21 protein-coding genes and 1 other RNA gene are annotated in these 25,703 nt (G+C 60.3%); 12 read left to right on the forward strand and 10 right to left on the reverse strand.

Going from position 1 to position 25,703, the window contains the following annotated elements; translation table 11 throughout:
* Positions 1-165: 165 nt before the first annotated feature.
* Genes ACB040_RS01090 through ACB040_RS01125 form a run of 8 tightly spaced genes read right to left on the reverse strand, consistent with a single transcriptional unit; the run spans position 166 to position 10,970 of the window.
* Entirely contained in the window at positions 166-3,168 is a 3,003-nt protein-coding gene (locus ACB040_RS01090) for a DUF748 domain-containing protein (protein ID WP_371154255.1), read from the reverse strand.
* 52 nt (positions 3,169-3,220) lie between these two features.
* Entirely contained in the window at positions 3,221-3,982 is a 762-nt protein-coding gene (locus ACB040_RS01095; RefSeq protein WP_371154253.1) for a substrate-binding periplasmic protein, read from the reverse strand.
* A gap of 36 nt (positions 3,983-4,018) precedes the next feature.
* Positions 4,019-4,429, reverse strand: a complete 411-nt coding sequence (locus ACB040_RS01100; RefSeq protein ID WP_371154251.1) for a MerR family DNA-binding transcriptional regulator — start codon at positions 4,427-4,429, stop codon at positions 4,019-4,021.
* Positions 4,430-4,431: 2 nt separating this feature from the next.
* Positions 4,432-5,400 carry a hydroxymethylglutaryl-CoA lyase gene (locus ACB040_RS01105; RefSeq protein WP_064337796.1) on the reverse strand — a complete coding sequence of 323 codons (969 nt, stop codon included), beginning with the start codon at positions 5,398-5,400 and terminating at the stop codon, positions 4,432-4,434.
* The gene (locus ACB040_RS01110) at positions 5,397-7,367 is read right to left on the reverse strand and encodes a biotin carboxylase N-terminal domain-containing protein (RefSeq protein WP_371154249.1); all 1,971 of its coding nucleotides are present in this window, start codon (positions 7,365-7,367) and stop codon (positions 5,397-5,399) included. Before ACB040_RS01110 ends, ACB040_RS01105 begins: the two co-directional genes overlap by 4 nt.
* The gene (locus ACB040_RS01115; RefSeq protein ID WP_058057197.1) at positions 7,364-8,218 is read right to left on the reverse strand and encodes an enoyl-CoA hydratase-related protein; all 855 of its coding nucleotides are present in this window, start codon (positions 8,216-8,218) and stop codon (positions 7,364-7,366) included. The genes ACB040_RS01110 and ACB040_RS01115 overlap by 4 nt, the downstream gene beginning before the upstream one ends.
* A gap of 11 nt (positions 8,219-8,229) precedes the next feature.
* Positions 8,230-9,831, reverse strand: coding sequence for a carboxyl transferase domain-containing protein (locus ACB040_RS01120; RefSeq protein ID WP_371154246.1), 1,602 nt, complete (start codon positions 9,829-9,831; stop codon positions 8,230-8,232).
* The gene (locus ACB040_RS01125; RefSeq protein WP_371154244.1) at positions 9,828-10,970 is read right to left on the reverse strand and encodes an isovaleryl-CoA dehydrogenase; all 1,143 of its coding nucleotides are present in this window, start codon (positions 10,968-10,970) and stop codon (positions 9,828-9,830) included. The genes ACB040_RS01120 and ACB040_RS01125 overlap by 4 nt, the downstream gene beginning before the upstream one ends.
* A 305-nt stretch (positions 10,971-11,275) precedes the next feature.
* On the opposite strand from ACB040_RS01125, the gene ACB040_RS01130 reads away from it, so the two are divergent.
* The 8 genes from ACB040_RS01130 to ffs all read left to right on the forward strand — a co-directional run bounded on the left by ACB040_RS01130 (position 11,276) and on the right by ffs (position 19,155).
* On the forward strand, positions 11,276-12,433 hold the full coding sequence (locus ACB040_RS01130) for an acyl-CoA dehydrogenase family protein (RefSeq protein ID WP_371154242.1): 1,158 nt from the start codon (positions 11,276-11,278) through the stop codon (positions 12,431-12,433).
* A gap of 135 nt (positions 12,434-12,568) precedes the next feature.
* Positions 12,569-13,351 carry an enoyl-CoA hydratase gene (locus ACB040_RS01135; protein WP_371154240.1) on the forward strand — a complete coding sequence of 261 codons (783 nt, stop codon included), beginning with the start codon at positions 12,569-12,571 and terminating at the stop codon, positions 13,349-13,351.
* 18 nt (positions 13,352-13,369) lie between these two features.
* Entirely contained in the window at positions 13,370-14,482 is a 1,113-nt protein-coding gene (locus tag ACB040_RS01140; RefSeq protein ID WP_371154238.1) for an enoyl-CoA hydratase/isomerase family protein, read from the forward strand.
* A 51-nt stretch (positions 14,483-14,533) separates the two neighbouring features.
* The gene (gene mmsB / locus ACB040_RS01145; protein WP_371154236.1) at positions 14,534-15,436 is read left to right on the forward strand and encodes a 3-hydroxyisobutyrate dehydrogenase; all 903 of its coding nucleotides are present in this window, start codon (positions 14,534-14,536) and stop codon (positions 15,434-15,436) included.
* Positions 15,437-15,487: 51 nt separating this feature from the next.
* Positions 15,488-16,267 carry an SDR family oxidoreductase gene (locus ACB040_RS01150; RefSeq protein ID WP_371154234.1) on the forward strand — a complete coding sequence of 260 codons (780 nt, stop codon included), beginning with the start codon at positions 15,488-15,490 and terminating at the stop codon, positions 16,265-16,267.
* Between the two features lie 358 nt (positions 16,268-16,625).
* Positions 16,626-18,062 (forward strand): arginine-ornithine antiporter, encoded by a 1,437-nt coding sequence (gene arcD / locus ACB040_RS01155; RefSeq protein WP_005336921.1) that lies wholly within the window; start codon positions 16,626-16,628, stop codon positions 18,060-18,062.
* Between the two features lie 105 nt (positions 18,063-18,167).
* Positions 18,168-18,956, forward strand: a complete 789-nt coding sequence (locus ACB040_RS01160) for a sulfite exporter TauE/SafE family protein (protein ID WP_236353641.1) — start codon at positions 18,168-18,170, stop codon at positions 18,954-18,956.
* Positions 18,957-19,058: 102 nt separating this feature from the next.
* Positions 19,059-19,155: signal recognition particle sRNA small type (gene ffs, locus ACB040_RS01165), an RNA gene on the forward strand.
* Between the two features lie 317 nt (positions 19,156-19,472).
* Here the strand turns inward: ffs and ACB040_RS01170 are convergent.
* Positions 19,473-21,299 carry an ATP-binding protein gene (locus tag ACB040_RS01170; RefSeq protein ID WP_371154231.1) on the reverse strand — a complete coding sequence of 609 codons (1,827 nt, stop codon included), beginning with the start codon at positions 21,297-21,299 and terminating at the stop codon, positions 19,473-19,475.
* An 8-nt stretch (positions 21,300-21,307) separates the two neighbouring features.
* The gene (locus ACB040_RS01175) at positions 21,308-21,799 is read right to left on the reverse strand and encodes a molybdopterin-dependent oxidoreductase (protein WP_005351410.1); all 492 of its coding nucleotides are present in this window, start codon (positions 21,797-21,799) and stop codon (positions 21,308-21,310) included.
* Positions 21,800-22,137: 338 nt separating this feature from the next.
* Between ACB040_RS01175 and ACB040_RS01180 the strand changes: the two genes are divergently transcribed.
* The 4 genes from ACB040_RS01180 to ACB040_RS01195 are packed head-to-tail and all read left to right on the forward strand — an operon-like array spanning position 22,138 to position 25,695.
* A complete protein-coding gene (locus tag ACB040_RS01180) occupies positions 22,138-22,488 on the forward strand; it encodes an STAS domain-containing protein (RefSeq protein WP_005333409.1) in 351 nt (116 codons plus the stop codon).
* A complete protein-coding gene (locus ACB040_RS01185) occupies positions 22,485-22,901 on the forward strand; it encodes a hypothetical protein (RefSeq protein ID WP_005351415.1) in 417 nt (138 codons plus the stop codon). The genes ACB040_RS01180 and ACB040_RS01185 overlap by 4 nt, the downstream gene beginning before the upstream one ends.
* An 18-nt stretch (positions 22,902-22,919) precedes the next feature.
* Positions 22,920-25,025, forward strand: a complete 2,106-nt coding sequence (locus ACB040_RS01190) for an SLBB domain-containing protein (RefSeq protein WP_005360128.1) — start codon at positions 22,920-22,922, stop codon at positions 25,023-25,025.
* Position 25,026: 1 nt separating this feature from the next.
* Positions 25,027-25,695, forward strand: a complete 669-nt coding sequence (locus ACB040_RS01195) for a tyrosine-protein kinase family protein (protein WP_005360129.1) — start codon at positions 25,027-25,029, stop codon at positions 25,693-25,695.
* Positions 25,696-25,703 lie beyond the last annotated feature (8 nt).

Here is a 25,703-nt window from a genome sequence, read left to right on the forward strand (position 1 = left end):
GCGGCGCGCCCGCAAGGGGGCAAGGGGGATAAATCGTAAAAAAACTACGTGATTATTTGCATCAGAGGCCAAATGCTCACCAAGGCAGGCTGTTTGGTGAGCAAAAGGTGTCAAAATAGTTGAGGGGTTGTATTTTTATTACGCTTTTTACGAAGTGCGGCGGCGTCACTGATCCAGTGTCAGGATCACTTTGGCTTCCTTGTCCTCTTCCTTGACCTGGCTGTCGAGCACGAACAGCCGCTCCGGGGCGATCCCCTGGCTGTCGACCAGAAACTCCTTGGTATTTTGCGCCCGGCGCATGGCGAGATTGCGCAGGGATTTGGCGGTGATGAGCTGCTGATCCCGCAGCAGGATCACCGCCTGGGCCCGCAGTGCCGCGCTCTCTTCATCCAGATGGAGGCGGTCCGCCAGATCATCCAGATCTTCGCCAAAGCGCTCTTCATAGGCCTGGGCCAGCGCCTCTTGCAGGGCTGAGTCCTGTTCCAGCAGGTCGAGATCCGCCTGATTGCCGGTGAGCTTGGCCAGTACCCGCTCCAGCTTTTGCCGTTGCAGGATGGGGCGCTCCTCGTTGAAGTTGACCTTGCCGCGAATGTTCATGCTGAGCTTGGGTCTATCCTTAAGGGCCTGCGCCAGCTTGACCAGTTTCTCCTGCTGGGTGGGGGTGAGATCGGGATCCCCCGGCAGGAAGGGAAGTTCGTCGAGATCTTCGGTGCCATCGGCCAGCGAGGCGAGCAGGGAGAAGGGGGAGGTGATCGCCTTGCTCAGTGTGTTGCCCAGCACATCCCAGAAGATATTGCCGATGCTGAAGTCCGGTTGATCGAGATCGCCCTTCACCTTGAGGTTCATCTGTATCACCCCGTTGGCATCGCTCAACAGGGCGATGGCCAGCCCCAGCGGCAGATCCTTGGCCTGATCGCTCTTGATCTTCTCGCCCAGTTGCAGCTTCTTGATGGTGATGTCGTTATCTCCCTCCAGCCGGTTGCCCTCCAGCTTGTAGTGCAGCTTCATGGAGAGCTGCCCCTTGTCGATGGCATAACCCGCATAGGTGCCCGAATAAGGGGTAAAGGTGGTGAGCTCTAGGTTGTGGAAGGCGACCGCGATGTCGAGGATAGGGTTGGCCACCAGCAGGTTGGTACCGCCGCGAATGGTCACTGGCGCATAGCGATCCACCTTGCCGTTGAAGGCGAGATCGGAGCGTTGCCCCGGAATATTGCTGATATGACGGCTCTGGCCGCCCAGCGAGGCGATATCGGCCACAAAATCTTGGCTCAGGCTGCGGTCGGCAAAGCGCAGGTTGCCCTGCTCGGTGCGCAGCTGGTCAATGGTGAAACGAAAGTCGGGAGCCTTGCTGCCTGCCTTTGCTTCAGTACTTTTTGCTGCCGCCGGTTGTGGCAACAGCAGCTGTTGCAGGTTGGTGGTGCCATCTTCGTTGATCTCGATGCGGGCGAAGGGCTTGTTCAGAGTAATGTCCTTGATCCGCATCTGCTGGCTGATGCCATCATACGTCAGACCGGTGAGAGCCAGGGTGTTGAACTCCAGCAGACGCTGATTGTCTGCCCGATCGACCACCTTGAGCCCGTTGATATCGAGCCCCCCCTGCAGGGTCAGCTTGCTGAGATCTCCCTGGGCGGTGGTGGCGAGATCAAGCCGGGTCTTGCTGCTCAGCAGCCCGTTTTGCACCTTGATGCGTACCAGATCGGCTAGATAGGGCTGTGCCAGCGTCAGGGGCAGCCCCTGCTGGTTGATGTCGCCACTTAAGGTGAAAGGAGTCAGGGTCAGTTGGCCATCAAAGGCGAGGGGGCTGCTCTGGTTGAACTGGGTGGCCAGAGTCAGTTTGCTCGGTTGCTCCCCCTTGCTGCCCAGTGGCCCCAACGCCAGCTTGAGGCCGGAGAGCTGGCGTGCCTGCGGTTTGCCGCTGCTCGATTCGGTGAGGGTGAGATCGCCCTTGACGATGGCGATCTGCTTGATCTGCCACTGCCAGGGTTTGTCTGGCATATGTTTCTTGCCGTTACCGGCTGTCTTTGCTTGTTGTGCCGACTTGGGCGCCGCATTGTTGGCCACCTCGTTTGCGGTGTCGGCTCCTTTGACGGGCTTAGCGGGAGCTTGTTCAATCAGCAAGTCAGCCAGATCAAGCTCCTGCTGTGGGTTGAGGGTGGCCTTGAGCAGGGGCTGTTGCAGGGTTACCTTGCCGATCTGGAGCGACTGTTTCTGGCCATCGACAGCCAGATCGCTCAGGGCCAGCTGGCCGAAGCGGGCAAATTCGTCGCCCTTGTGTTTTTTAAGCTGCCAGTTGTCCAGCGTCAGCTTGCCTTTGGACAATTGCCACAGTACCCCTTGCTTGCCCTCTTTAAGCTGGTACTCCACCTCTGCATTGGCGTGGCCCTTGGCCAGATCCAGCTTGAGATAGGGTGTCCAGAGCGGGGCGAAGGGTTTCAGGTCGACCTGTTTGAGGCTCACCTTACCCTGACCCATGCCGCTCATCACATCGAGTTTGCCGTGGGCAGCGAGGCTGCTTTTGCCGTTGATGGCGGCGTTCAGCTGATAGGCGGTCGGGTGATTTGCCTCGGTGCGCAGGTTATCGAGCTTGAGGGTCACTTTCTCCAGATTGAGAGGCGGCAACCAGCCGGGTTCGCTCTCCTTGCGTTGATCCTGATAGCGCACATGGCCGTCAGTGACTGCGATGCTGGCAATATCGACCAATAGCGGGGCGCTGGCTGTTTCGGGCTCGGGGGAGGGCGCAGGGGCGAGCAGGGTGGCAAGCGCATCGGTCAGGTTGAGTCGAACATCTCCTTTTTTATCTGTCAGCCGTTGCAGCAGCACCACGGGTTTGGTCAGGGTGACGGTGGAAAGCACGACCCCTTTCTGCTGCCAGCTGGCTTGCAGGTCGGGGGTGATAAATAGCTGCTCAAAACCGATGATAGGCTGCTGTTTGGCATCGAGCAGGGCAGTCGCGCCGAGGGTGAGAGAAGGGTTGCGCAGTCCTACATTAATCTCCCCCAGCATCAGTTGCAGGCCGTAGTGCTCGGCCAGCCAGCCGGGCAGATAGCGCTGGATCAGACGGGGGGTTTGCCACAGCAGCAGGGTGATCAGGATAAGAAGCAGCAGGAAAGCGTAGGCAAGGTAGCGCAGCAAGCGGAGCTTGGGGGACGCGGGCTCGGTGGTGTTCATTTGGTGCACTCCCATTTGGTTCCCGCCATGGTACAGAAAAGCTGGATAGTAATCATGGGGTTGCGTGCTGTTGTACGCCGTACTTTGTCCAAAGGCGATCCAGTTCACCCTTTTGTTGCAGCACTGCCAGCCACTGTTCCAGCTGGGCAGGGGTAATGGGGGCCGCAGGGTGAAGGATGGCGCGGTGTTGATACTGTTGATCCCATTTTTGCGAGATCAGCAACTGGTCGGCTGTGTCGGGGTTGGCCTGCAGATACTGGTTAAGGTAAGAAATGTTGAGAATGGCTACCTCGCCGCGCCCTTTGAGTAGCGCTTGCAGGGCGCTGACGTTGTCTTTGACCAGGGTGATATTGAGCTTGCGCTGCAGGTAGAGAGGATCGGCATTGAACTGGCCGACGCCGTAGTGATAGCCGGTCACTCCGATGAGGTGATGGCTGGCAGGATCGTCAAAAAAGCGCTGATCCCGGCCCGCTTTGTTCAGGGCCACATAGACCTCGCCACCACCGAGGAAGGGGGTTGTCATCTTGAATTTATCGGTGTCCCAGCCCCACTTGGTGTCTTCAAACAGCATCAGCGAGAAACGGCCCAGATCGAGCGCCTTGTAACGGTTGGCGGCCGAGGTGGGGACAAAGACGAAGGTCACCTCTTTCTGCACGGTATTGAGCTGGTCGATAAGATCCAGCGTCAGTCCTTCATAGCGGGAATCGGGGAGTTTGATCACAAAGGGGGCATAGGGGTATCCACCAACCTTGATGAGGGGATGGCTCCAGCCAGAGAGGCTGAACAAGAGCAAAAACCAGCACCAATATCTCATGGGATCCCCAGGGCAATAGCTTGCTCCCAGATTCGGTTAATCTGCGCCGCTTTTCAAGCTGTTAAGGGAATTAACACAGCGCTGTTCGGCGGCTTCCAGCTCGGCCATCACCATCTGGATATCCTCCCGTTGCTGGCGCAGGGCACCGCGTTTTGCCTCGATCAGCTGGATCATGGAGTGGAGCTGGGTTTTGCTCGATTTGTCAGTGTCGTACATATCGAACAGCTCGCGGATCTCGGCCAGGCTAAACCCCAGCCGTTTGCCGCGCAGGGTCAACTTGAGCCGGATCTTGTCCCGATGGCTGTAGATGCGGGTTTGCCCCTCCCGCAGCGGGGTGAGCAGCCCCTCATCCTCGTAGTAGCGGATGGTGCGCGGCGTGACATCGAACTCGTGGGCCAGCTCCGAAATGCTGTAGGTGATCTCCTTGCCGGGCAGGGAACGGGACATGGTCATGACTCCTGTTGCTGGGCGTGTGGCTGGCAGAGGCGGGCACGCAGCCGCTCGGCATTGGCGTGCAGGGCCTGACCGACCCGCGAGCCGTTGGGGCGAGCGAGCTGCTCGCTCACCCACTGGCCGGTGGCCGCCAGTTTGTCGAGATCCACCCCGGTCGTCATGCCAAGGCCGTGCAGCAGGTAGACCACCTCTTCTGACGCCACATTGCCGGAGGCGCCCGGCGCATAGGGGCAGCCGCCAAGCCCCGCCACCGAGCAGTCGATGGTGCGAATGCCACGCTCCAGCGCGGGTAGCAGGTTGGCCAACCCCTGACCGTAGGTGTCGTGAAAATGGACCGCGAGTCGACCCGCCGGGATCTCGTGCAGTACCGCATCCAGCATGGGGGCCACGGTGCCCGGAGTGCCGACGCCGATGGTGTCCCCCAGCGAAATTTCGTGGCAACCGAGATCCAGCAGTTGCTCGGCCATGGCAGCGACCCGTTTCGGGCGGGTCGGGCCATCAAACGGGCAGGCGATGACGGTGGAGAGGTAGCCGCGCACCTTGATGCCGAGGCGGCGAGCTTCCTGCACCAGCGGGGCGAAGCGCACCAGCGACTCCTCCACGCTGATGCCGATATTGGCGCGGGTAAAACCGTCGGAGCAGGCGGTGAAGAGACCAATCTCATCGGCTCGGGCGGCAATGGCTGCCTGCAAGCCTTGCAGATTGGGCACCAGAGCGCCGTAACGGGTTGAGCCCTTGCGTGGCAGTGCCTCGAACAGCGCTGCGGAGTCCGCCATCTGCGGCACTTTTTTGGCAGAGACAAAGGCACCCACCTCGATGCGCTGCAGGCCGCTGTCGGTAAGGCGCTGGATCAGCTCCAGCCGCTGTACCAGGGAGAGGGGCGCAGCTTCATTTTGCAGGCCATCTCGCGGCCCCATCTCCACCAGACTGACCCTGTCGTCACGGACGTCCTGTGATCGGTTCATGGGTGATCCTCCTGTGAAGCAGTCTCTTCGGCAAAGCGCACCAGCACGGTTCCCTGGCTTACCTGCTCGCCTTGTTTGCACTGCAGGGCTTCAATTACCCCGTCCCGCTCTGCACGCAACTGGTGTTCCATCTTCATCGCCTCCAGCACCAGCAGGGGTTGCCCCTTGCTGACTGTTTGCCCCTGCTCGATCAGCACGGCTACCACTATGCCGTGCATAGGCGCGATGGCGCCCTGCGCCTTCTCGTTTGCCTGCTCATGGTGGTGGCTGTGCTGTCGATCATCGGCCGCGAAGCGGATGCGCTGGCCCCCCAGGGTCATGAGGAAGGTTGCCTCCGGGCCTGCGACCGTCTGAATGGGGATCTGTTGCCAGCCGCCGCCCTGCTGCAGCCGGATATTATCGTCACCTCTCTGGTAGCAATGAGTCTCCCCTTGCCACTCAAACTGGCCGCCATGATCGTGAAGGGTCAATACCCGGTGCTCATCACCGATGCGCACCGCCGCTGTCCAGCAGCGATCCGGCCCCAGCCGAAATCCGCAGGCTTGCTGCCAGGGGGAGGTGCCCGCAGGGCGGCTCGCCAGCCAGAAGGCGGCCAGCGGCCAGGCGAAGTCGGGAATGGATTGTGCTGTGGTGGGGATGGGCCACTGGGTATGGTGGCCCATGGCCAGGACGTCAGGCTCTTCACAAAGGCGCAGCAAGAGCGCGCCGTTGTGCATCAGCGGCCCGAGATCCAGTGCCGCCAGCGCATCGGCCAGTTTGGCGAACGCCTCGGCTCGACTCTGGCCGTGGGCGATCAGCTTGGCGATCATGGGATCGTAATAGGGGCTCACCTCATCGCCAGCGGTGACGCCGGTGTCGATGCGCACGCCAACGGGCCAGTGGAGCCAGTGGATAGGCCCGCTGGCAGGCAGAAAACCGGCCGCCACATCCTCGGCGTAGAGGCGCGCCTCCACCGCATGGCCGCGCAGCACCACTTCCTCCTGAGTGAGTGGCAGCGGCTTGCCTTCGGCTACGGCCAGCTGCCAGGCCACCAGATCCTGCCCGGTCACCGCTTCGGTGACCGGATGCTCCACCTGCAGCCGGGTGTTCATCTCCATAAAGAAGAACTCATCCTTGCAGAGCAGGAACTCGATGGTGCCAGCCCCCTGATAATGGATGGCTTTGGCTGCGGCCACGGCCGCATCCCCCATGGCGCGGCGAAGGGGCGGAGGGATGTCGGGTGCGGGCGCCTCTTCGATCACCTTCTGATGGCGCCGCTGCAAGGAGCAGTCCCTGTCCCCCAGATAGATGGCATTGCCGAGGCTATCGGCAAAGACCTGCACCTCAACATGGCGAGCCTGGGGCAGATAGCGCTCCAGCAGTACCAGATCGTCACCAAAGGCGGCCTTGGCTTCCCGTTTGACTGCCGCTAGCGACTCGTCAAAGTCGGCCAGCTGATCGACCCGGCGCATCCCCTTGCCACCGCCGCCACTGGCCGCCTTGATAAGTAGCGGGAAGCCAATCTGGCTCGCCTGATCGCGCAAGAAGTCCGGTCGTTGATCCGTGCCGTGATATCCGGGCAGCACAGGTACGCCGGCAGCCTGCATCAGCGCCTTGGCGCCCGATTTGTCGCCCATGGCGAGAATGGCGGCGCCGCTTGGGCCGACAAAGCGCAGGCCGCGCTGTTCGCAGGCGGTGGCAAAATCGCTGTTTTCCGACAGAAAGCCGTAACCGGGATGGATGGCATCGGCGCGCGCTTCTTTGGCAATCTTCAGCACCTTGCCGGTGTCGAGATAGCTCTCTCTGGCCGGTGCGGGCCCCAGATGCCAGGCCTCATCGGCCAGGTGGGTGTGCATGGCGTGGGCGTCGGCATCGGAGTAGAGGGCGATGGTGTGAATGCCGAGGCGTTTCGCCGTTTTGATGATGCGCACAGCGATTTCGCCGCGATTGGCGATCAGCAGGCGCTTAATCTGAGTGTGATGGGTCATGTCTCATCCTTGAAACGGGGACGCCAGGCGGGAGGACGTTTGTCGAAGAAGGCCTGCATCCCCTCCTGGGCTTCGAGCCCCACCCGAACCCGGGCGATGGTCTCGACGGTTTTCTCTTCGTGCAGGCGGGAAGGATGGGCCTCTATCGCCGCCAGCAGCCGTTTGGTCTCTTTCATCGCTTCCGGCCCGTTGCGGCACAGACGAAGGGCCTGCGCCCGTCCCTCCGCCAGCAGTTGATCCGGTTTGCAGAGTTGATGCGCCACATTGAGCCGACAGGCGGTAATGGCATCGAACGGCTCGGCACTGAGCATGTAGCGGCGCGCCTGACGCATTCCCATGGCACGTACCACGTAGGGGCTAATCACCGCAGGCACCAGACCCAGGCTCACCTCAGAGAGGCAGAAGCGGGCATCGTCGCTGGCCAGCACCAGATCGCAGGCGCAGATGAGGCCCAGCGCCCCGCCGTAGGCGGCCCCTTGCACCAGCGCCACCGTAGGGAAGGGAAGCTCATCGAGGGTCTGCATCAGCCGCGCCAGTACCCGGGCGTCTTCGCGATTGTGCTCGAAATCGGCGTGGGCCAGATTACGCATCCAGTTGAGGTCGGCGCCCGCGCAAAAGTGTTTGCCTTCGGCACGTAGCAGCAGGGCGTGAGGGCGTTCGGCGAGATCATGACCATGGAGATGGGCCAGATCATCGAGGCAGTCGAGCAGCCCCAGCATCAGGTCGGCATCAAAGGCGTTGTGGCGGGCCGGGCGCGACAGCACCAGCTCGGCCAGCGGGCCGTGCCGCTCCAGCCGAAACGGGCCCTGTGTTGAAGAGCCAAGTGCTGAGGAAGTAAGTGGATCTGACATCGTTTTGCTCCTTACATCCGAAAGATGCCGTACTGCTCGGGTTCAATGTGGGCACCCTGACAGGCGGCGAGCGCCAGTGCCAGCACGGTGCGGCTCTGGGCCGGGTCGATGACGCCATCATCCCAGAGGCGGGCGCTGGCGTAGTAGGGGTGACCCTGGCGCTCATACTGTTCGATCACGGGCGCGCGGATGGCGGCTGCTTCCTGTTCGCTCAAGTCTTTGCCCTCGGTAGCCAGCTTGTCCCGACGCACCTGCACCAGCACCCCGGCAGCTTGCTCGCCCCCCATGACAGAGATACGGCTGTTGGGCCAGCTAAAGAGAAAATCGGGCTCATAAGCGCGGCCACACATGCCGTAGTTGCCGGCACCAAAGCTGCCGCCGACGATCAGGGTGATCTTGGGCTCCCGGCTGCAGGCCACGGCGGTGACCAGCTTGGCGCCGTGCTTGGCGATCCCCTCTTTTTCTGCGCTGCTCCCCACCATAAAGCCGGTGATGTTCTGCAAAAAGAGCAGCGGGATGGCACGCCGGTTACAGAGTTGGATAAAGTGGGCCCCCTTCTGGGCACTGTCGCTGTGCAGCACGCCGTTGTTGGCGAGGATCCCCACTTCCATGCCGCAAATACGGGCAAAGCCGGTCACCAGTGTGGTGCCGAACAGCGCCTTGAATTCGTCAAAATCAGAGCCATCCACCAGTCGGGCGATCAGTTCGCGGGCGTCGTAAGGGCGTTTGAGGCTGGTGCCCACCAGACCGTAGAGCTCCTCTATGGGGTAGCAGGGGGGCTCGTAGCCAGGGCTGCTCTCTATCGGCTCGTTACCCAGATGAGTAACCAGCGTGCGGGCGATGGCCAGCGCATGTGCATCGTCACGGGCCATATGATCTGCAACTCCCGAGTGGGCGCAGTGTACTTCGGCGCCACCCAGGGCCTCGGCGCTGATCTCCTCACCGGTGGCGGCCTTTACCAGCGGCGGGCCTGCCAGAAAGATGGTGGCCTGCTCCCTGACCATGATCGACTCGTCCGCCATGGCAGGCACGTAGGCGCCCCCGGCGGTGCAGAGCCCCATCACCACTGCCAGTTGCGGGATGTTCTGGGCCGACATGCGGGCCTGGTTGTAGAAGATGCGACCAAAGTGATCCCGGTCGGGGAACACCTCGTCCTGCATCGGCAGAAAGGCGCCGCCGGAATCCACCAGATAGAGGCAGGGGAGACGCAGCCGCTCGGCGATGGCCTGGGCGCGCAGGTGTTTTTTCACCGTGAGTGGGTAGTAGGTGCCGCCCTTCACGGTGGCGTCGTTCACCACCAGCATGCAGAGTCTGCCCGAGACCCGGCCGATGCCGGTGATGATGCCGGCGGCGGGGACCGGCTCGTCATAGACCTGCCAGCCAGCCAGTGCCGAGAGTTCGAGAAACGGGGAGCCCGGGTCCAGCAGCTGATTGATGCGCTCGCGGGGCAGCAGCTTGCCACGGGCCTGATGGCGGGCGTTGTTGGCCGCGCCGCCCCCTAGCGCGATCTCGGCAATGCGGGCGTGGAGATCATCGACCAGCCCCTGCATAGCAGTCCGATTGGCCGCATATTCCGTGCTCGCCGTGTCGAGGCGGGAGTGGAGCCTGCTCATGCGTTATCCCCCATCAGCTCGCGGCCGATGAGCCAGCGGCGGATCTCCGAGGTGCCGGCGCCGATCTCGTAGAGTTTGGCGTCCCGCAGCAGGCGGCCGGTGGGGTATTCGTTGATGTAACCGTTGCCGCCGAGCAGCTGGATAGCGTCGAGGGCCATCTGGGTGGCGTTTTCGGCGGCAAACAGGATGGCTGCGGCGCAATCTTTACGGCTGGTGCGCCCCTGATCGCAGGCGCTCGCCACCGAGTAGACCAGCGCCCGGCTGCTGGCGAGGCGGGTATACATGTCGGCGAGCTTGCCCTGCACCAGCTGGAACTCGCCGATGGCTTGACCAAACTGCTTGCGCTCACGCACATAGGGCAGCACTACATCCATGCAGGCCTGCATGATGCCAAGGGGGCCCGCAGCCAACACCACCCGCTCGTAATCGAGCCCGCTCATCAGCACCTTGACCCCGCCGTGCAGCGTGCCCAGCAGGTTTTCCTGCGGCACCCGGCAGTTGTCGAATACCAGCTCGCAGGTGCTGGAGCCGCGCATCCCCAGCTTGTCGAGCTTCTGGGCGGAAGAAAAACCGGGAGTGCCGGCTTCAACGATAAAAGCAGAAATTCCTTTGGGGCCGGCACTGGCATCTGTCTTGGCATAGATGACGAAGGTGTCGGCATCGGGCCCGTTGGTGATCCACATCTTGTTACCGTTCAGCACGAAGTGATCGCCCTCACGCACCGCGGTGAGGCGCATGCTGACCACATCGGAGCCGGCACTCGGCTCGCTCATGGCCAGCGCCCCCACATGCTCGCCGCTCACCAGCGAGGGCAGGTAGCGCGCTTTCTGCTCCGCCGTGCCGTGGCGGTGGATCTGGTTGATGCAGAGATTGGAGTGGGCGCCGTAGGAGAGGCCGACCGAGGCGCTGGCGCGGCTCACCTGCTCCATCACCAGCACGTGGGCCAGATAGCCGAGGTTCACCCCGTCATACTCCTCCGCCACCGTGATGCCGTGCAGCCCCAGTTCACCCATCCGGGGCCAGAGATCACGGGGAAAGGCGTTGCTCTGATCGATCTCGCTGGCGCGCGGGGCGATCACTTTCTGGCAGAATGCCGCAACCTGTTCGGTCAGGGCATTCAGGGTCTCATCCATCTGCATCCATGCTCTCCTTGCGGATATGACAGTCGGGTAGGAAGGTTGGTTTGACCGGCTGACTCGGCGTTACGGCTGGCAGTGGTCGGTCCATTTTGTACTTCACTTCTGTCACAAGTTTACGTTAGCGTAAACGTAAATCAATTGTTAATCTGTTGTGTGTCGATAAAGCGGTGGTAGTGAAAGAGTGATCAGCTACCACGACAACAGCGCCACAGTGGTAGATTCGACTGACGCAGCGTGTGGGCGCCGCGTCATAAAGCACTAACTCAGGAAAATAAGCGCGGGGCAACAAGGGAGAGAAAGACGAGATGGATTTTACCCTGACCGATGATCAACAGGCGTATGTGGAGGCGGCCGCCGCCTTTGCCGATGAGGCGCTCAAACCCCATGCCGCGCGCTGGGACAAGGAGCATGAGTTTCCGATCCCGACCATCAAGCAGGCGGCCGAGCTTGGTTTTTGCGGTCTCTATACCCCGGCGCAGTTTGGCGGATTGGGGCTGCCTCGCCTCGATGCGAGCCTCATCTTTGAACGCCTCGCCATGGGGTGTACCTCGACCACTGCGTATCTGACCATCCACAACATGGTGAGCTGGATGCTGGGTAGCTGGTTGCCCACCGAGGTTGCCAAAGAGTGGGTGCCCAAGCTGGCCAGTGGCGAGCTGCTGGGCTCCTATTGCCTCACCGAACCGGGGGCAGGCTCAGATGCGGCGGCCCTCAAGACCCGGGCGGTGCGCGAGGGTGACAGCTACCTCATCGAGGGGACCAAGGTCTTTATCTCGGGAGCGGGCAGCACTGACGTGCTGGTGGTGATGGCCCGTACCGGTGGTGAAGGTGCGAAGGGGATCTCTGCCTTTATGGTGCCAGCTAATGCCCCCGGCGTGAGCTATGGCAAGGCAGAAGAGAAGATGGGCTGGAACAGCCAGCCGACCCGGGAGGTTGTCTTTAATGGGGTTCGCATTCCTGCCAGCTATCGGTTGGGCGAAGAGGGGGAAGGATTCAAGTTCGCCATGCAGGCCCTTGATGGGGGGCGCATCAATATTGCCACCTGTTCGGTGGGCACCGCCCAGCAGGCGCTGGACGATGCGCTGGCTTATGTGCAGCAGCGCCAGCAATTTGGTCACCCGATCAGCGAATTCCAGAGCGTGCAGTTTCGCCTGGCCGACATGGCGACCGAGCTGGCTGCCGCCCGTTTGCTGGTGCGTCAGGCCGCCGACAAGCTGGATCGCGGGGCTCCGGACAAGAGTGCCTGGTGTGCCATGGCCAAACGGTTTGCCACCGATGTGGGTTATCGAATCTGTGATGAGGCTCTGCAACTCTTTGGCGGCTATGGTTATATCCGCGAGTATCCGCTCGAGCGCTATCTGCGCGATACCCGGGTGCACCGCATTCTGGAGGGCACCAACGAGGTGATGCGACTCATCATCGCGCGCCGCATGCTGGCCGATCCCGGTTTGACGCTGGGCTAACCGGTGGTCGCATCAAGGGGGTGTCTACTGCCACCCGATTTGCACCATGCCGGTTTCGGCTTTGTGAGCCAGCCACAGGTTGGTGTCATTCAAGCCTGTCATCATGGCGGCAGCTTCATCGACAAGGACAATGCTATGACAAGGATCAGACTCGAATATCATGGCCACGTGGCCTATATCACTCTCGACCATCCCCCTGCCAACACCTGGACCCTCGCCAGCCTGCAGGCCTTTTTGCAGATGATGGGGGAGCTCGACAGTCGTCCCGATGTGGTGGCACTGGTGATCCGTGGTGCGGGCGACAAATTTTTCTGCGCCGGTGCCGACCTCAAGATGTTTGTCGAGGGGAATGTCGAGCTGGCCCGCGAAGTAGCCGAGGCCTTTGGCAAGGCTTTCGAGGCACTGGCCCGTTTTCACGGCGTCAGTATCGCCGCCATCAATGGTTATGCCATGGGAGGCGGGCTGGAAGTGGCGCTGGCCTGTGATATCCGCATCGCCGAGCAGCAGGCGTTGCTGGGACTTCCGGAAGCCTCGGTGGGCTTGCTTCCCTGTGCCGGTGGCACCCAGCGTTTGACCGAGCTGGTGGGGCCGGGCTGGGCCAAGCGGATGATCCTCTGCGGTGAGAAGGTGAGTGCCTCGCTGGCCTACGAGATGGGGCTGGTGGAGGAGGTGGTGAAAACCGGCCAGGCATGGGAGGCGGCGCACCAGATGGCCCATCTGGTGGAGCGCCAGAGCCCGAGCGCCCTGCGCGCCTGCAAAACCCTGATCAATCAGGGCCGCAGTGGCCCGCGGGATGCCGCCTTGCCCCTTGAGCGGTCGCTGTTTCTCGATCTCTTTAGCGATGCCAATCAGCGTGAAGGGGTGGCAGCCTTTCTGGAGAAACGCTTACCGCGCTGGCAATATGGCCCAACAAAATAAATCCATACGGAGCCGTTTATGAGTGAGCCGGTCAAGGTTAGCTGTTATCCCACCGAAGATGGTCATCAGGTCGGGGTGTTGACCCTCGACAGCCCTGCGTCTCTCAACGCATTGAGCCTGCCGATGATCCAGATCCTGCAACAGACGCTGACCCGTTGGGAGCAGGATCCCGCCATCGTCTGTGTGCTGCTGCAGGGGGCGGGTGAGAAGGCGTTCTGTGCCGGTGGCGATATCCGCTCCTTCTATTACCGCAAGCAGGAGGCAAGCGGAGCTGAACTGTTCGAATATGCCCGCGACTTTTTCGAGCAGGAGTACCGGCTCGACCACCACATCCACTCTTACCGCAAGCCCCTGATCTGCGTGGCGGACGGTATCTGCATGGGGGGCGGCATTGGCCTATTTGCCGGAGCCGATTTTCGGGTTGTCACCGAAAGAAGCCTGTTTGCCATGCCGGAGGTGACCATTGGCCTCTACCCCGACGTGGGGGCGAGCTGGTTTTTAAGCCGGATGCCGGGGCGGCTCGGGCTCTGGCTCGGTCTGACAGGTGCCCGCTTCAACGGGAGTGATGCCATCGGTATTGGGCTGGCGGATCACGCCATCGCCAGTGGCAAGCGCAGTGCGCTGTTGTCACGCCTTGCCGTGCTCGACTGGACTGGCAGTGGTGATCCCCGTGAGCAGATCGATCTGCTGCTCACGGGGTTGCATGGTGAGGTGGCGGCCCGCTTGCCTGCACCTGTGCTGCTACCCCATCAACAGAGGATCGATACCCTGCTGGCGGGGCGCACGTTGCAAGGGGTATTGGCGCGGTTGTTCGAGGCTCAGTTCGATGAACAGGAGACGGTACTCAGGCAGGCGCAGCAGCTTTGCCGCACCGGCAGCCCCATCAGCCGTGCCATTTTGTGGCGACAATATTGGCAGGCTCGCCGCAACTCACTGGCAGAGGTATTTGCCGAGGAGCTGACCCTCTCGGTCAACTGTGTGCTGAAGGGGGATTTTGTGGAAGGGGTACGGGCACTGCTGATCGACAAGGATAAAGATCCCCGCTGGCAACAGTTGCCACCGGAGGGGGAGTGGCTGGACGAGTTCTATCGCTGGCCGCAGGGGCGCAATCCGTTGGCCTGCAAGGAATAACATCTTGGCAACCGGCGGACGCCGCCATCAGCAACGCAAGGAGCAAGCGGGATGACAAGGATAGGGTTTATCGGGCTCGGCAACATGGGGGGGCCCATGGCGGCCAATCTGGCCAGGGCCGGGCACAGGGTGCAGGTGTTTGATCTGGTTGCCCAAAACATTGAGCGCGCCATCGCCGCTGGCTGTATCGCAGCGGGGGATGCCCGTGAGGCGGTGACCGGCTGCGAGGTAGCGATCAGCATGCTACCCGCGGGGGAGCATGTGCGCGACCTTTGGTTGTCTGAGGGGCAGGGTCTGCTGGCAGCCCTGCCGGTTGGTGCACTGGTGATCGACTGCTCCACTATCGATGTCGACTCTGCCCGTCAGGTCGGGGAGGCGGCCCGCGCCCGCGGTTTGCGCTTTATTGATGCCCCCGTATCGGGAGGTGTCGCCGGTGCGGCCGCCGGGACGCTCACCTTTATCGTTGGCGGCGATGGGGCGGATTTCGAGGCGGCGAAACCTCTGCTCGCCTGCATGGGGCAGAACCTGTTTCACGCCGGGGCGCTGGGCGCCGGGCAGATCGCCAAGATGTGCAACAACATGCTGCTTGCGATCCATATGGCGGGTACCGCCGAAGCGCTGGCCCTCGGGGTGAAGGAGGGGCTGGATCCCGCCGTACTCTCCACCATCATGGGCAAGAGCTCCGGCAACAACTGGAGTCTGGAGCGCTACAACCCCTGGCCCGGGGTGATGGAGAATGTCCCTGCCGCCCGCAACTATCAGGGGGGCTTTATGACCCGGCTGATGGTGAAAGATTTGGGGCTCGCCATGGCGCTGGCCGAGCATGGCCACAGCGCTGTGCCCATGGGGGCGCTGGCCCGCAACCTGTTCAACCTGCATGCTGCTCAGGGGCAGGGGAGCCGCGATTTCTCCAGCATCGTCGAACTCTATCTGGATAAACAGGATCCCGCCTGACGGGCACCTCTCTTCAAGGCATCTCTCTTCGACCAGCTACAAGGAGCATTGATGGATATCAAAGATAAGGTCATCGTTATTACCGGCGCTGGACGTGGCTTGGGACGGGCCATTGCGCTGGCCCTGGGCGCACAGGGGGCGACGCTGGCACTGCTCGACATCAATCGCGCCGATCTGGAGGCGACCGCAGCCCTGGTGCGCAGCCAGAATGCTCAGTGCGATCAAGATAGCCAGTGCGAGCTGTTTGTCTGCAATGTGGCGAGCGAAGCCGAGGTTGAGTCGGTTTTTGCTGCCATCAAGGGGCGTTTTGGCGTGCTGCACGGTCTTATCAACTGCGCCGGCATTTTGCGCGATGGCATGCTGATCAAGGTGAAAGAGGGTGAGCTGGTGGAGAAGATGACGCTGGCCCAGTGGCAGAGCGTGATTGACGTCAACCTCACCGGTACCTTCCTCTGCGGGCGCGAGGGGGCGGCGCTGATGGCGCAAGGGGGGCAGGGGGGCGTCATCATCAACATCTCCTCCATCGCCCGCGCTGGCAATATTGGCCAGAGCAACTATGCCGCCAGCAAGGCGGGGGTTGCCTCGATGGTGGTGACCTGGGCGCGGGAGCTGGCGCGCCATGGCATTCGGGTGATGGGGATTGCCCCCGGGGTGTTTGCCACCGACATGACGGCGGCGATGAAGCCGGAGGCGATGGCGCGGATGCAGCAGGCCATTCCGGTCGGCACCCTTGGCGAGGCGCAACAGCTGGCCGAGACGGTGAGCTTTATTTTTGCCAACGACTATCTGTCGGGAAGGATGATAGAACTGGATGGCGGTTTGCGTTTATAGGGATTTACATAATGGGCCCCGGTGTTTCCACCGGGGCTTTTTTATGCAGATTATTTATACAGAGTGTGCCTGAATGGCGATGCATAGGAACCATGCGAGTCAGGTTGTGTTGGCAGAAAAATGAGAAATATCAATGGGTCTTGGTTAATTTGAGCCAGCTCACAGGCCATATGGGTCAGTGCTGTAAAATTGCGCGCGGTCAAGGCGGTGCATGATTGACGAGACGAGGGATTGCGGTCGGAATAGTCATGCAATATAGTTGCCGCCTTTTTCACGGGGTCAGGATTCCCAGCCCCTCCCATATTGCGCGCAGTATGAATACGGACGCTCTGCCGCCGCCTAAATAAACAGGATTGAAATGGACAAGAAACTAGGGCTGGGCGCCCTCATTTCGCTGGTGATCGGCTCCATGGTCGGCGCCGGGGTCTTCAGTCTGCCACAAAACATTGCTGCGCATGCCAGTGCCGGGGCGGTCGCCCTGGGTTGGGCCATCACCGGTCTTGGCATGATCTGTCTCGCGCTGGTCTATCAGAACCTCTCCATGCGCCGCCCTGATCTCGATGGCGGTATCTTCAGCTATGCCAAGGCCGGTTTCGGCGATTTCATCGGTTTCAACGCCGCCTGGGGTTACTGGCTCTGCCAACTGCTGGCCAACGTCTCCTACGCCATCGTAGTGTTTAGCGCCCTGAGCTACTTCTTCGATACGCCTGACAACGTCATCTTCGGTGACGGCAATACGCCGGTGGCCATCACGCTGGCCTCCATCCTGATCTGGTCGGTGCATGCGCTGGTGCTGCGCGGGGTACAGGTTGCTGCACTGGTGAATATCGTCACTACCATCGCCAAGATGGTGCCGCTCATCGTCTTCTGTGTTGCGATCCTGCTGGCCTTCAACATGGATACCTTCACTCTGGATATCTGGGGCCAGAACAACATGGAGCTGGGCTCCGTGATGGATCAGGTCAAGTCCACCATGAAGGTGACCCTCTGGGTCTTTATCGGGATTGAAGGGGCCGTGGTGGTCTCTGCCCGTGCCCGTCATCGCAAGGATGTGGGCCGCGCGACCGTGCTGGCGCTGCTCGGCGCCCTGACACTCTATGTGATGGTGACCCTGTTCTCGCTAGGTGTCATGAGCCAGCCGCAACTGGCGGCGCTCAAGAACCCTTCGACCGCCATGATCCTCGAAGCCGTGGTCGGCCCCTGGGGCGCCTGGCTTATCAACATCGGTCTGGTGGTGTCGGTGATGGGTGCTCTGCTCAGCTGGACCGTGCTGGCCGCTGAAGTGCCCTACATCGCGGGCAAGACCGGTGTGTTCCCGGGCTGGTTTGCCAAGGAGAACAAGAACGGCTCGCCGCAGGTGTCCCTCTGGTGCTCTACCTGTCTGGTGCAGATCTTCCTGATCATCATCTACTTCCAGAGCAGCACCTATCTGGCGCTGGTCAACATCGCAACCTCGGCGGCGCTGGTGCCTTACGTCTTTTCGGGCGCTTATGGCCTGAAGCTGGCATTGAAAGGGGAGACCTATCAGGGTCAACCTCATCAGCGCAAGCGTGACCTGCTGCTGGCCCTGGTGGCGACGGTTTACGGCTGCTGGCTGGTCTACGCTGCCGGTGTGGAGTACCTGTTGCTGGTGGCGCTGCTCTATAGTCCGGGCATCTTCATCTACTGGAAGGCGCGTCAGCATCACGGTCTGCGCGGCCTTAACCGGTTGGAGCAGGGGATGACGGCGGCCCTGCTTGGCTGTGCCGTGCTGGCCTTCTACAAGGTGATGGACGGTACCATTCCACTGCACTAACCGGCACAATGAAGAGATGGCCCTCGCGCCATCTCTTTTTTTTCATGCAGATATCCACTGTTGCCCGGCCGTGTTGGCCAGTTTTTGTTTAACACAGGAATTTTTATGCTGTTTATGGGTTACCTCCTGCTGGGCGCCTTTGCCGGTATGCTGGCGGGACTGTTCGGGATCGGCGGCGGTCTTATCATTGTCCCCGTGCTGGTCATGACCTTTCGCGCCCAGGGCATCGACCCTGAAATCATTACTCATCTGGCCCTTGGCACCTCGTTGCCCACCATGATCTTTACCGGATTCAGCTCGCTGCGGGCCCACCGGGAGGCAGGCGCCGTCGATTGGGTGATGATCCGCCGACTCGGCGCCGGCATGCTGATCGGGGGCTGGCTTGGCGGCATGACCGCCAATCTGCTCAGCACCAGCACCCTTAATATCATCATCGGTTGTTTCGCCTGGAGCATGGCGCTACAGATGGGGCTTAACCTTAAACCCAAAGCGGAGCGCCATATGCCGGGGCCGCTCGGCACAGGCATTGCCGGTACCATCATTGGCTGGATGTCAGCCCTGTTTGGTATTGGTGGTGGCTCGCTGACCGTCCCTTATCTGAGCTGGAACTCGGTGCCAATGCGCAATGCGGTAGCGGTCTCTGCAGCCTGCAGCATGCCCATCGCGCTGGCGGGGAGCCTCAGCTACCTCTATGCGGGTTGGGATCATGCCGATCTGCCCGAGTGGAGTGTGGGCTACATCTATCTGCCCGCCCTGCTGGGCATTGTGCTGACCAGTACCCAGTTCGCCCGCATTGGCGCCAAGCTGGCACACCGCCTGTCACCCACACGCCTCAAGCAGGCCTTTGCCCTGCTGATGCTGCTGGTAGGGGCGAAATTTATGCTGTTTAGCTGATTCATTCGGCAGATTGTTGAAAAATAAGGCAAACGATCTGTTGGAGGGTAGAAAGCCATTGCATTGAACGCCCAGTTTGCCTATTCTCCTCGCCGGTGGTCCTATTGGTCCTCTCGCATTGATAACCCGTCGACCTGGTCAGGACCGGAAGGTAGCAGCCAAGGCGGGGGACTCGAGTGCCGGGATGTGGCTGGTAGGGCCACCACTTGTTTCTGCAATTCAATAAGTTAGCTTCCTAAAGCCCTTGGTCATCCACTTTGTGTGGACGACGAGGAGCTCATCGATGAATCTCTGGCTCAGTCCTCAAGGTATCTGGTACTACCGCAAGGTGACAGTGCTCCCCTGTGGTCGTCGTAAAGAGATCAACAAATCCCTGCATACCCGAGACAAGCTGACGGCTCGTGCAGCTGTTGCGAAGCGGCTTGCCTGTGTGGGTTCCAGACCCAAGCCCATTCAGTTGCCTGCAGAGGTCAATGTTGCCCCACATGAGCAATCAGCAGCACGGAATCCGCGGTTTTATTGCTTGGTGACACGCATGGCTGCGTTGTATTTGAGCCGCCCATGGGAAATATGTCTGTTTATCTCGCTTAGCAGCGTCTCTTTATTGATGGGCTTGGTGATATACCCGTTCATGCCATGGGAGAGATAGTATTGCTTGGATTCCGGCATCGCATCAGCAGTCAGGGCGATGATGGGGATATCTGCCCAAGGCATCTGGGAGGTGCGGATCCGGGTGGTGGCCACCAGGCCATCCATCACTGGCATCTGGACATCCATCAACACCAGATCAAATTCGGTGTGACCCAGTTTCTCCAGCGCCTCTTCTCCCTGAACGGCCAATGTGACCTGATGGCCCACGGAGTCGAGCATGGCGCCGATCACCTTGCGGTTGGTGGCATTGTCATCAACCAGCAAGATGCGATAGCTCTCCTGATCCAGCGGCTTGGACGGCAGGCAAACAATCGAGGGGGTCGTGGCTTTGGCGGGCCAGATGTAGGTAAAAGTACTGCCATGTCCCTCGCTGCTCTCTACCGAGATATCGCCGCCCATCAGGCGTGCGAGGTTACGGGATATTTCAAGTCCCAGGCCCGATCCGCCATATTGGCGGGTGATCGAGACATCCGCCTGAGCGAAACGTTGAAACAGGTTCTTTAACTGACTTTTGCTCATGCCGATCCCGGTGTCCTGGATCGAGATACGTATCGAGTAGCGATCCTGCTCCAACAGGGTGCTATCAACGTGGATCTTTACTTCCCCCTGATGGGTGAACTTGATGGCATTGCTCACCAGATTGAAGAGGATCTGGCGCACCCTCAGCGGGTCGATCATCAACCACTCCGGCGTATCGGGGGCAACAGCCAGGGTCAGCTTGATCCCTTTTGCATCGCAGTTGCTCTGCATCAGGGCCCGGATATCCTCCAGCAGCTGGGGCAAGTGATGGGGGGCCAGTTGCAGCTCGATCTTGCCCTCTTCCAGCTTGGATACATCCAGAATGTCGTTAAGCAGACCGAGCAGATGGTTTGCCGATTCGCGCGCCGTCTCCAGATAGTCTCGCTCCCTCGGATCCATATCCCGGTCGGCCAGCAGTGAGAGCATGCCGAGAATGCCATTCATGGGGGTGCGAATTTCATGGCTCATGTTGGCCAAAAAGCTGCTTTTGGCTCTTGTGCCGGCCTCTGCCGCCTGATTTGCCCGCAGCAGTTTGTCATTGAGCTGCTGCATCAGTTTGTGCTGCAGAAACGAGATATTCATTTGCCGCCAGATCAGCAGGGCGAGCACAAAGAGCAGCGCAAATTGCAGGGTTGCGATGAGTGTCGTCGTGATGATCTGCTCCCTCACGCTGTCGCGACGCGCCACATCAAACAGGGTCGCCTGCTGGTTCACCTCCAGAGTCAGCTGATGGAGCAGGGGGAGCAGGGAGGCAAGCTGTTGGCGCAGCTCCTGATGGGCAAGATTGTCCAGCGGCTTGGTGGCTTCCGGGCCGAGCCAGATATCCGCCAGAGAGATGTAGGAGCGAATGGCTTTGCTTGCCTGCTGGTAGATCTCTGTTTGCTGAAGCAGGCTGCGATCCTTGCTCTCCAACACCAGATCCATGCGGCTGACCAGAATATCGTATCTGAGCTGGAAGGTCGGTTGCGACTCATGGAGCAGCGAGCTTTGAAAACGCAGCGCTTCGTTATAGAGCTGGAAATAGTTCCACATCACGTTGTCTTCGCCCTGGCTGGTACTGCGCTGCAGATCCTGAAATTGCCGGTACTGGATGGTACCAATACCGGCAAAGGCAAGGAGCAGCACGCAGAGCACCACAAACAAGAAACGTTGACTGGCCGCCATGGAACGCATGATGGGATTTACTCCACTTTTATCGCACTGATCTGCCAGATAGCCCGACCGTAATAGAGCTTGTTTTGCAGTTCGGGATATTGATCGAACGGATAGACAAGGAACAGCGGCCCTTTGTCACGTACCGACAGTGGCTTGCCATTGATCGTGCGGGCGAGGATGACCCGATACTGCTCGGCATCGCTGGTCGGCACCTGTACCGAGTAGTCATTGAGCGCGGTAATGGTGAGCTGTTTGCCGGTTGCCCCGACCTTGGCCAATACATCTTGCAGCAGCGGGCCGCGAAAGGTTTTGGCTTCGTCATACCAGGGGGTATGGGTTTTGATTTCGTGTACCGGCAGTTGATCAAGCATGGCGCTGTCCCACAGGGCCAGAGCCTGATGAGTGGGGCTGCTGATGGCGCCTTCAACCTTCAACACGGCGCTGTCAGGGGAGGGGGCTGCGTATGCGGTGCCGCAAAGGGCTGCCAACAGTGGTGCGATGTAAAGGCCTGCTTTCATGATCTCTCCTTCCTGGAAAATGGCGGCATGGGGGCCGAGCCAACGGTGGCTTGTGAAGTGTGTCCAAAGGCAAGCAATAATCGGGCCCAGTCTAATGGGCTCGAATTATCAGTGATTTAGCCTGTTATCGGGCGATCTCGGCCAAGGTGAATTGCAGTTTGCAACGTGCGGGGGAGGTTAATTGCAATTTGGCAATCAAAACGAGGAGTGGGTGTCGGTGAATAAGGCACAAAGAGTATCATTTGGAGAACAAGTGCCGTGGCACTGCCCGGCATAACATTTGCAACGTGCTGAATGCCGTGACAGCAAATAGTCTGAGAATCGACAAGGAGCTAGCGATGGAAAGCATGACTTACACCCTTAATGATATCCAGGTAGTGGTACTGGAAAACGAGTTTGACGCGATGGCCGTCAGTGAGCTCCGCCCGTTATTTGAAACCCTCTCGACCCACCCGGGAGATATCCTGGCCGATATCAGCGATGTTCATTTTATCGACTCGTCGGGGATCGGAGCCTTGGTATTTCTCTATAAAAGATTGATTATGAACGGGCATCAGATGGCCCTTGTCTGCGGACCCGGTCAACCCCATGACCTGCTGGAGATGCTGCATATCGACCGGGTGATCCCCTGCCATGAGAGCATCAAGGCCTATATGCGTTCCCGTGGCATGATGGCCGCTGCATCATGAAACGCTTTGGTATCCTGCTCTCGTCCATTCTGCTGTCGGGTTGTGCGCAGTGGCCGCCGGAGGGGTATGGCGGCATGGCAGAGGCAAGACCCACCCGTATTCCGGTCAATGAGGATGAACGGCGGGTCTGGTCTCGTTATGATGAGCGTCAGAAGGAACTCGACTTGCAACTGACGGAATTAAAGCAAGCGAGTCTGCAGGGGTGTATGCCTGCCGAGTTGAAACGACTACAATCTCAACGTATTGATATCGAACGGGATATGCACGGACGGCTCTGGTCGGATGTAGCCTGGCGTCAGACCGTGTTGGCACAATCACTACAACAAGTACGTTTGCGGCTGCAACAGACAACAGCGGATGGCTGTCGTGCTGATTGGTCAGGGCTCCCCTTACGCCAATGGGGGCAGACGTAACAGACGAAAAGGATGTCTATGAAACGGGGCGCTCTCGAAGGATTGATCTGTGTTCTCTTGCTGTTGTTCACCTGCCCGTTACTGGCCTCCACCTTGTTGGCTCCCGGTGATCGGTTGGCCATAGTGCAACCCGGTGAGCCTGCTTTTGATCAGCCTTTCCAGATCAACAAGCAGGGGGAGATTGCACTGCCTGAAGTTGGAAACGTCGTGGTGGGGGGGAAGACCCTGCAACAGGCGGATGAGCTGATCCGCACCGCCCTCAAACCTGTTTACAACAACCTCTCTCAATTGACCGTCACCTTGCTGGAGAAGCGGCTGCTGATCAGCGTGATGGGCTATGTCAAAAAACCCGGCAGTTATGATCTGGCGCCCGATGGCAACGTGCAGATGGCCCTCGATGCCGCTGGCGGGTTGGTGCCCGGTGCCCAGCTCAACAACATGCAGGTGCGGCGCGGCAGCACGGTATCTAGCTTCGACTACAAGCGTTATCTCGATACCGGCGATGCCAGCGTGTTGCCGCCATTGCAATCCCTCGATGTGGTGTTCGTACCCGCCTCTCCGCTGATCGGCAACGTGCAAATAGATTTTGATGCGGCAACCCTGGCGGCAGGCGGGGATGGCGATACCGGCAAGGCGATCAAGGTGTTTGGCGAGGTCAACAGCCCCGGCGCCTTCAGTTTCAAGAGTGGCAACTCCATCGTGGATCTGCTGATGCGGGCAGGTGGGGTAACCCGTTTTGCCGGGGTGGAGCGGATCCGGGTGATCAATGGTGATGCCCCCGAACTGTTCGATCTCAAAGCCTATCTCGACTCCGGCAACAACAAGCTGCTGCCCAATCTGGCGCCGGGCGCCACCATCTTCGTGCCCAAGGATGAAGAGCAGATAAAACGGGGGGCACGCACTATCTACATCATGGGCGAGGTGTTCAAACCCGGCGCCTATGAGGGGCGGGAAGGGGACTCCTTCCTCGATATTCTGGCCAATGCCGGCGGCCCGACCCGCTATGCCGAGAGTCGCCAGATCCGTTTGCTGCGCACCGATGGCACGATCGAACCCATCGACTTGCAGGCTTATACCGAGGGGATGCAAAAGGCGCTACCCCAAGTCAAACCCGGTGACGCCATCTTTGTGCCGGAAAAGACCGATATCAACGAGAAGTCCTGGTTGAAGGTGGCACCCGGGCGGGCGGTGATGGTGATGGGGGCGGTGCGGATCCCAGGTCGTTATGAATGGTCTGACGAAATGTCGCTGCTGGATCTGATCGCCCACGCCGGAGGGCCCAACGAGCGGGCCGATATCGCCAAGGTGCAGATCCTGACCGCCGAAGGGGGGCAGGCCACGCCAACCCTGTTTGATCTCGACAAGTTCCTTCATCAGGGCGGGGCGCTGGCCAGCCTGCCGAAGATCCGGGCCGGATTCACCATCATGATCCCCGAGCTGCCCACCGATCCCAGTGATAACAAGTCCCAGTGGGTGCGCCAGTCACCGGATAGCTCCATCTATATCTTCGGTCAGGTCGGGGCCCCCGGTCGCTATGCCTTCAATGAGCAGATGGGGTTTATCGACATCCTGTCGGCCGCCGATGGTCCGACTGCGGCGGCGGATCTGCGCAATGTGCGCATCGCCCATCGTAGTGGCAGCACGGCGCGGGTCAGTAAGCTCGACCTTGCTCTCTACTTTGAAACCGGCGATGAAACCTTGTTGCCCAAGGTGCTGCCCGGCGACTCCATCTATCTGCCGGAGAAGAATCGCCCCTGGCTCGACGAGCCCAAGGAGAACACCATTCGGGTGCTGGGAGCGATTGCTCGTCCCGGTCGCTACCGCTTTGACTCCTCCATGACCCTGCTGGATCTGCTGGCCGAGGCGGGGGGCCCGACCAGCAGCGCCTATATCAAGAAGATTGTGGTGATCAACATGGCCACCAGTGGTCAGGGGGATCAGGCCCGCAGCTTCGATCTCGACGGCTTTGCCAAAGAGCCCGACTTTAGCCAGTTGCCGGTGCTGCGTGCCGGGGACACCGTCTTTATCCCTGATAGCAAAAGCAGCAACTGGGCCATCTTCATGGATGGCATGCGCGACATTCTGACCACGATCTCGGTGGTGGCCCTGGTCGGGACGCTTTGATATGAGCATCCCCATTCAATATCTGGAGCTCGAATCCCTCTACGCGGCGACAGTCGCCCGGGGGATCCGCTCGCTGGCGGTCACCTCGTCAGAAGGGGGAGAGGGGGTGAGCTCCATCTGCGATGCGCTGGCAAGGCGCTCGGAGGCGGATGGGCTGCGCACCCTGCTGGTGGATCTCAACCTCTATCATCCCGGCCGCGCCACGGCGGTTGCCTGGGGTCCCAATGATGTGCCCGAGCCGGTGGCCACTGGCCGGTCGTTGTCGCTGCTCCCGGCGCCGGGCAAGGATCTGATGGCTTTTCGCAACAAGGATACCTTGCGCCAGCTGCTGGTTCGCTGGCTGGAGCATTACGATGTGGTCATCTTCGATACCTCGCCGCTCACCGCCCTCAATCGGGGCAATATTCCGGCCGATCAGGTGTGTGGGGCCTGTGAAGGGGCGCTGCTGGTGGTGCTGGCAGGAGTGACGCCGACGACCGTGGTACAAAGTGCGGTGGATAAACTGACCCGTGCCGAGGCCAATCTGATTGGCGCAGTCTATAACGACAAACTCAACCCGGGGCTGGCCAGCGAGATCCTGCGCGAGCTCAACCGGCTGCCCAGTAACCGGGTGACCGAATGGCTCAAGCGCTGGTGCCGGCGCAGTGCCTTGCTCAATTTCCGGATCTGATCGCCCGC

The sequence above is a fragment of the Aeromonas sp. S11(2024) genome, from assembly GCF_041402345.1.
Classification (GTDB): domain Bacteria; phylum Pseudomonadota; class Gammaproteobacteria; order Enterobacterales; family Aeromonadaceae; genus Aeromonas; species Aeromonas veronii.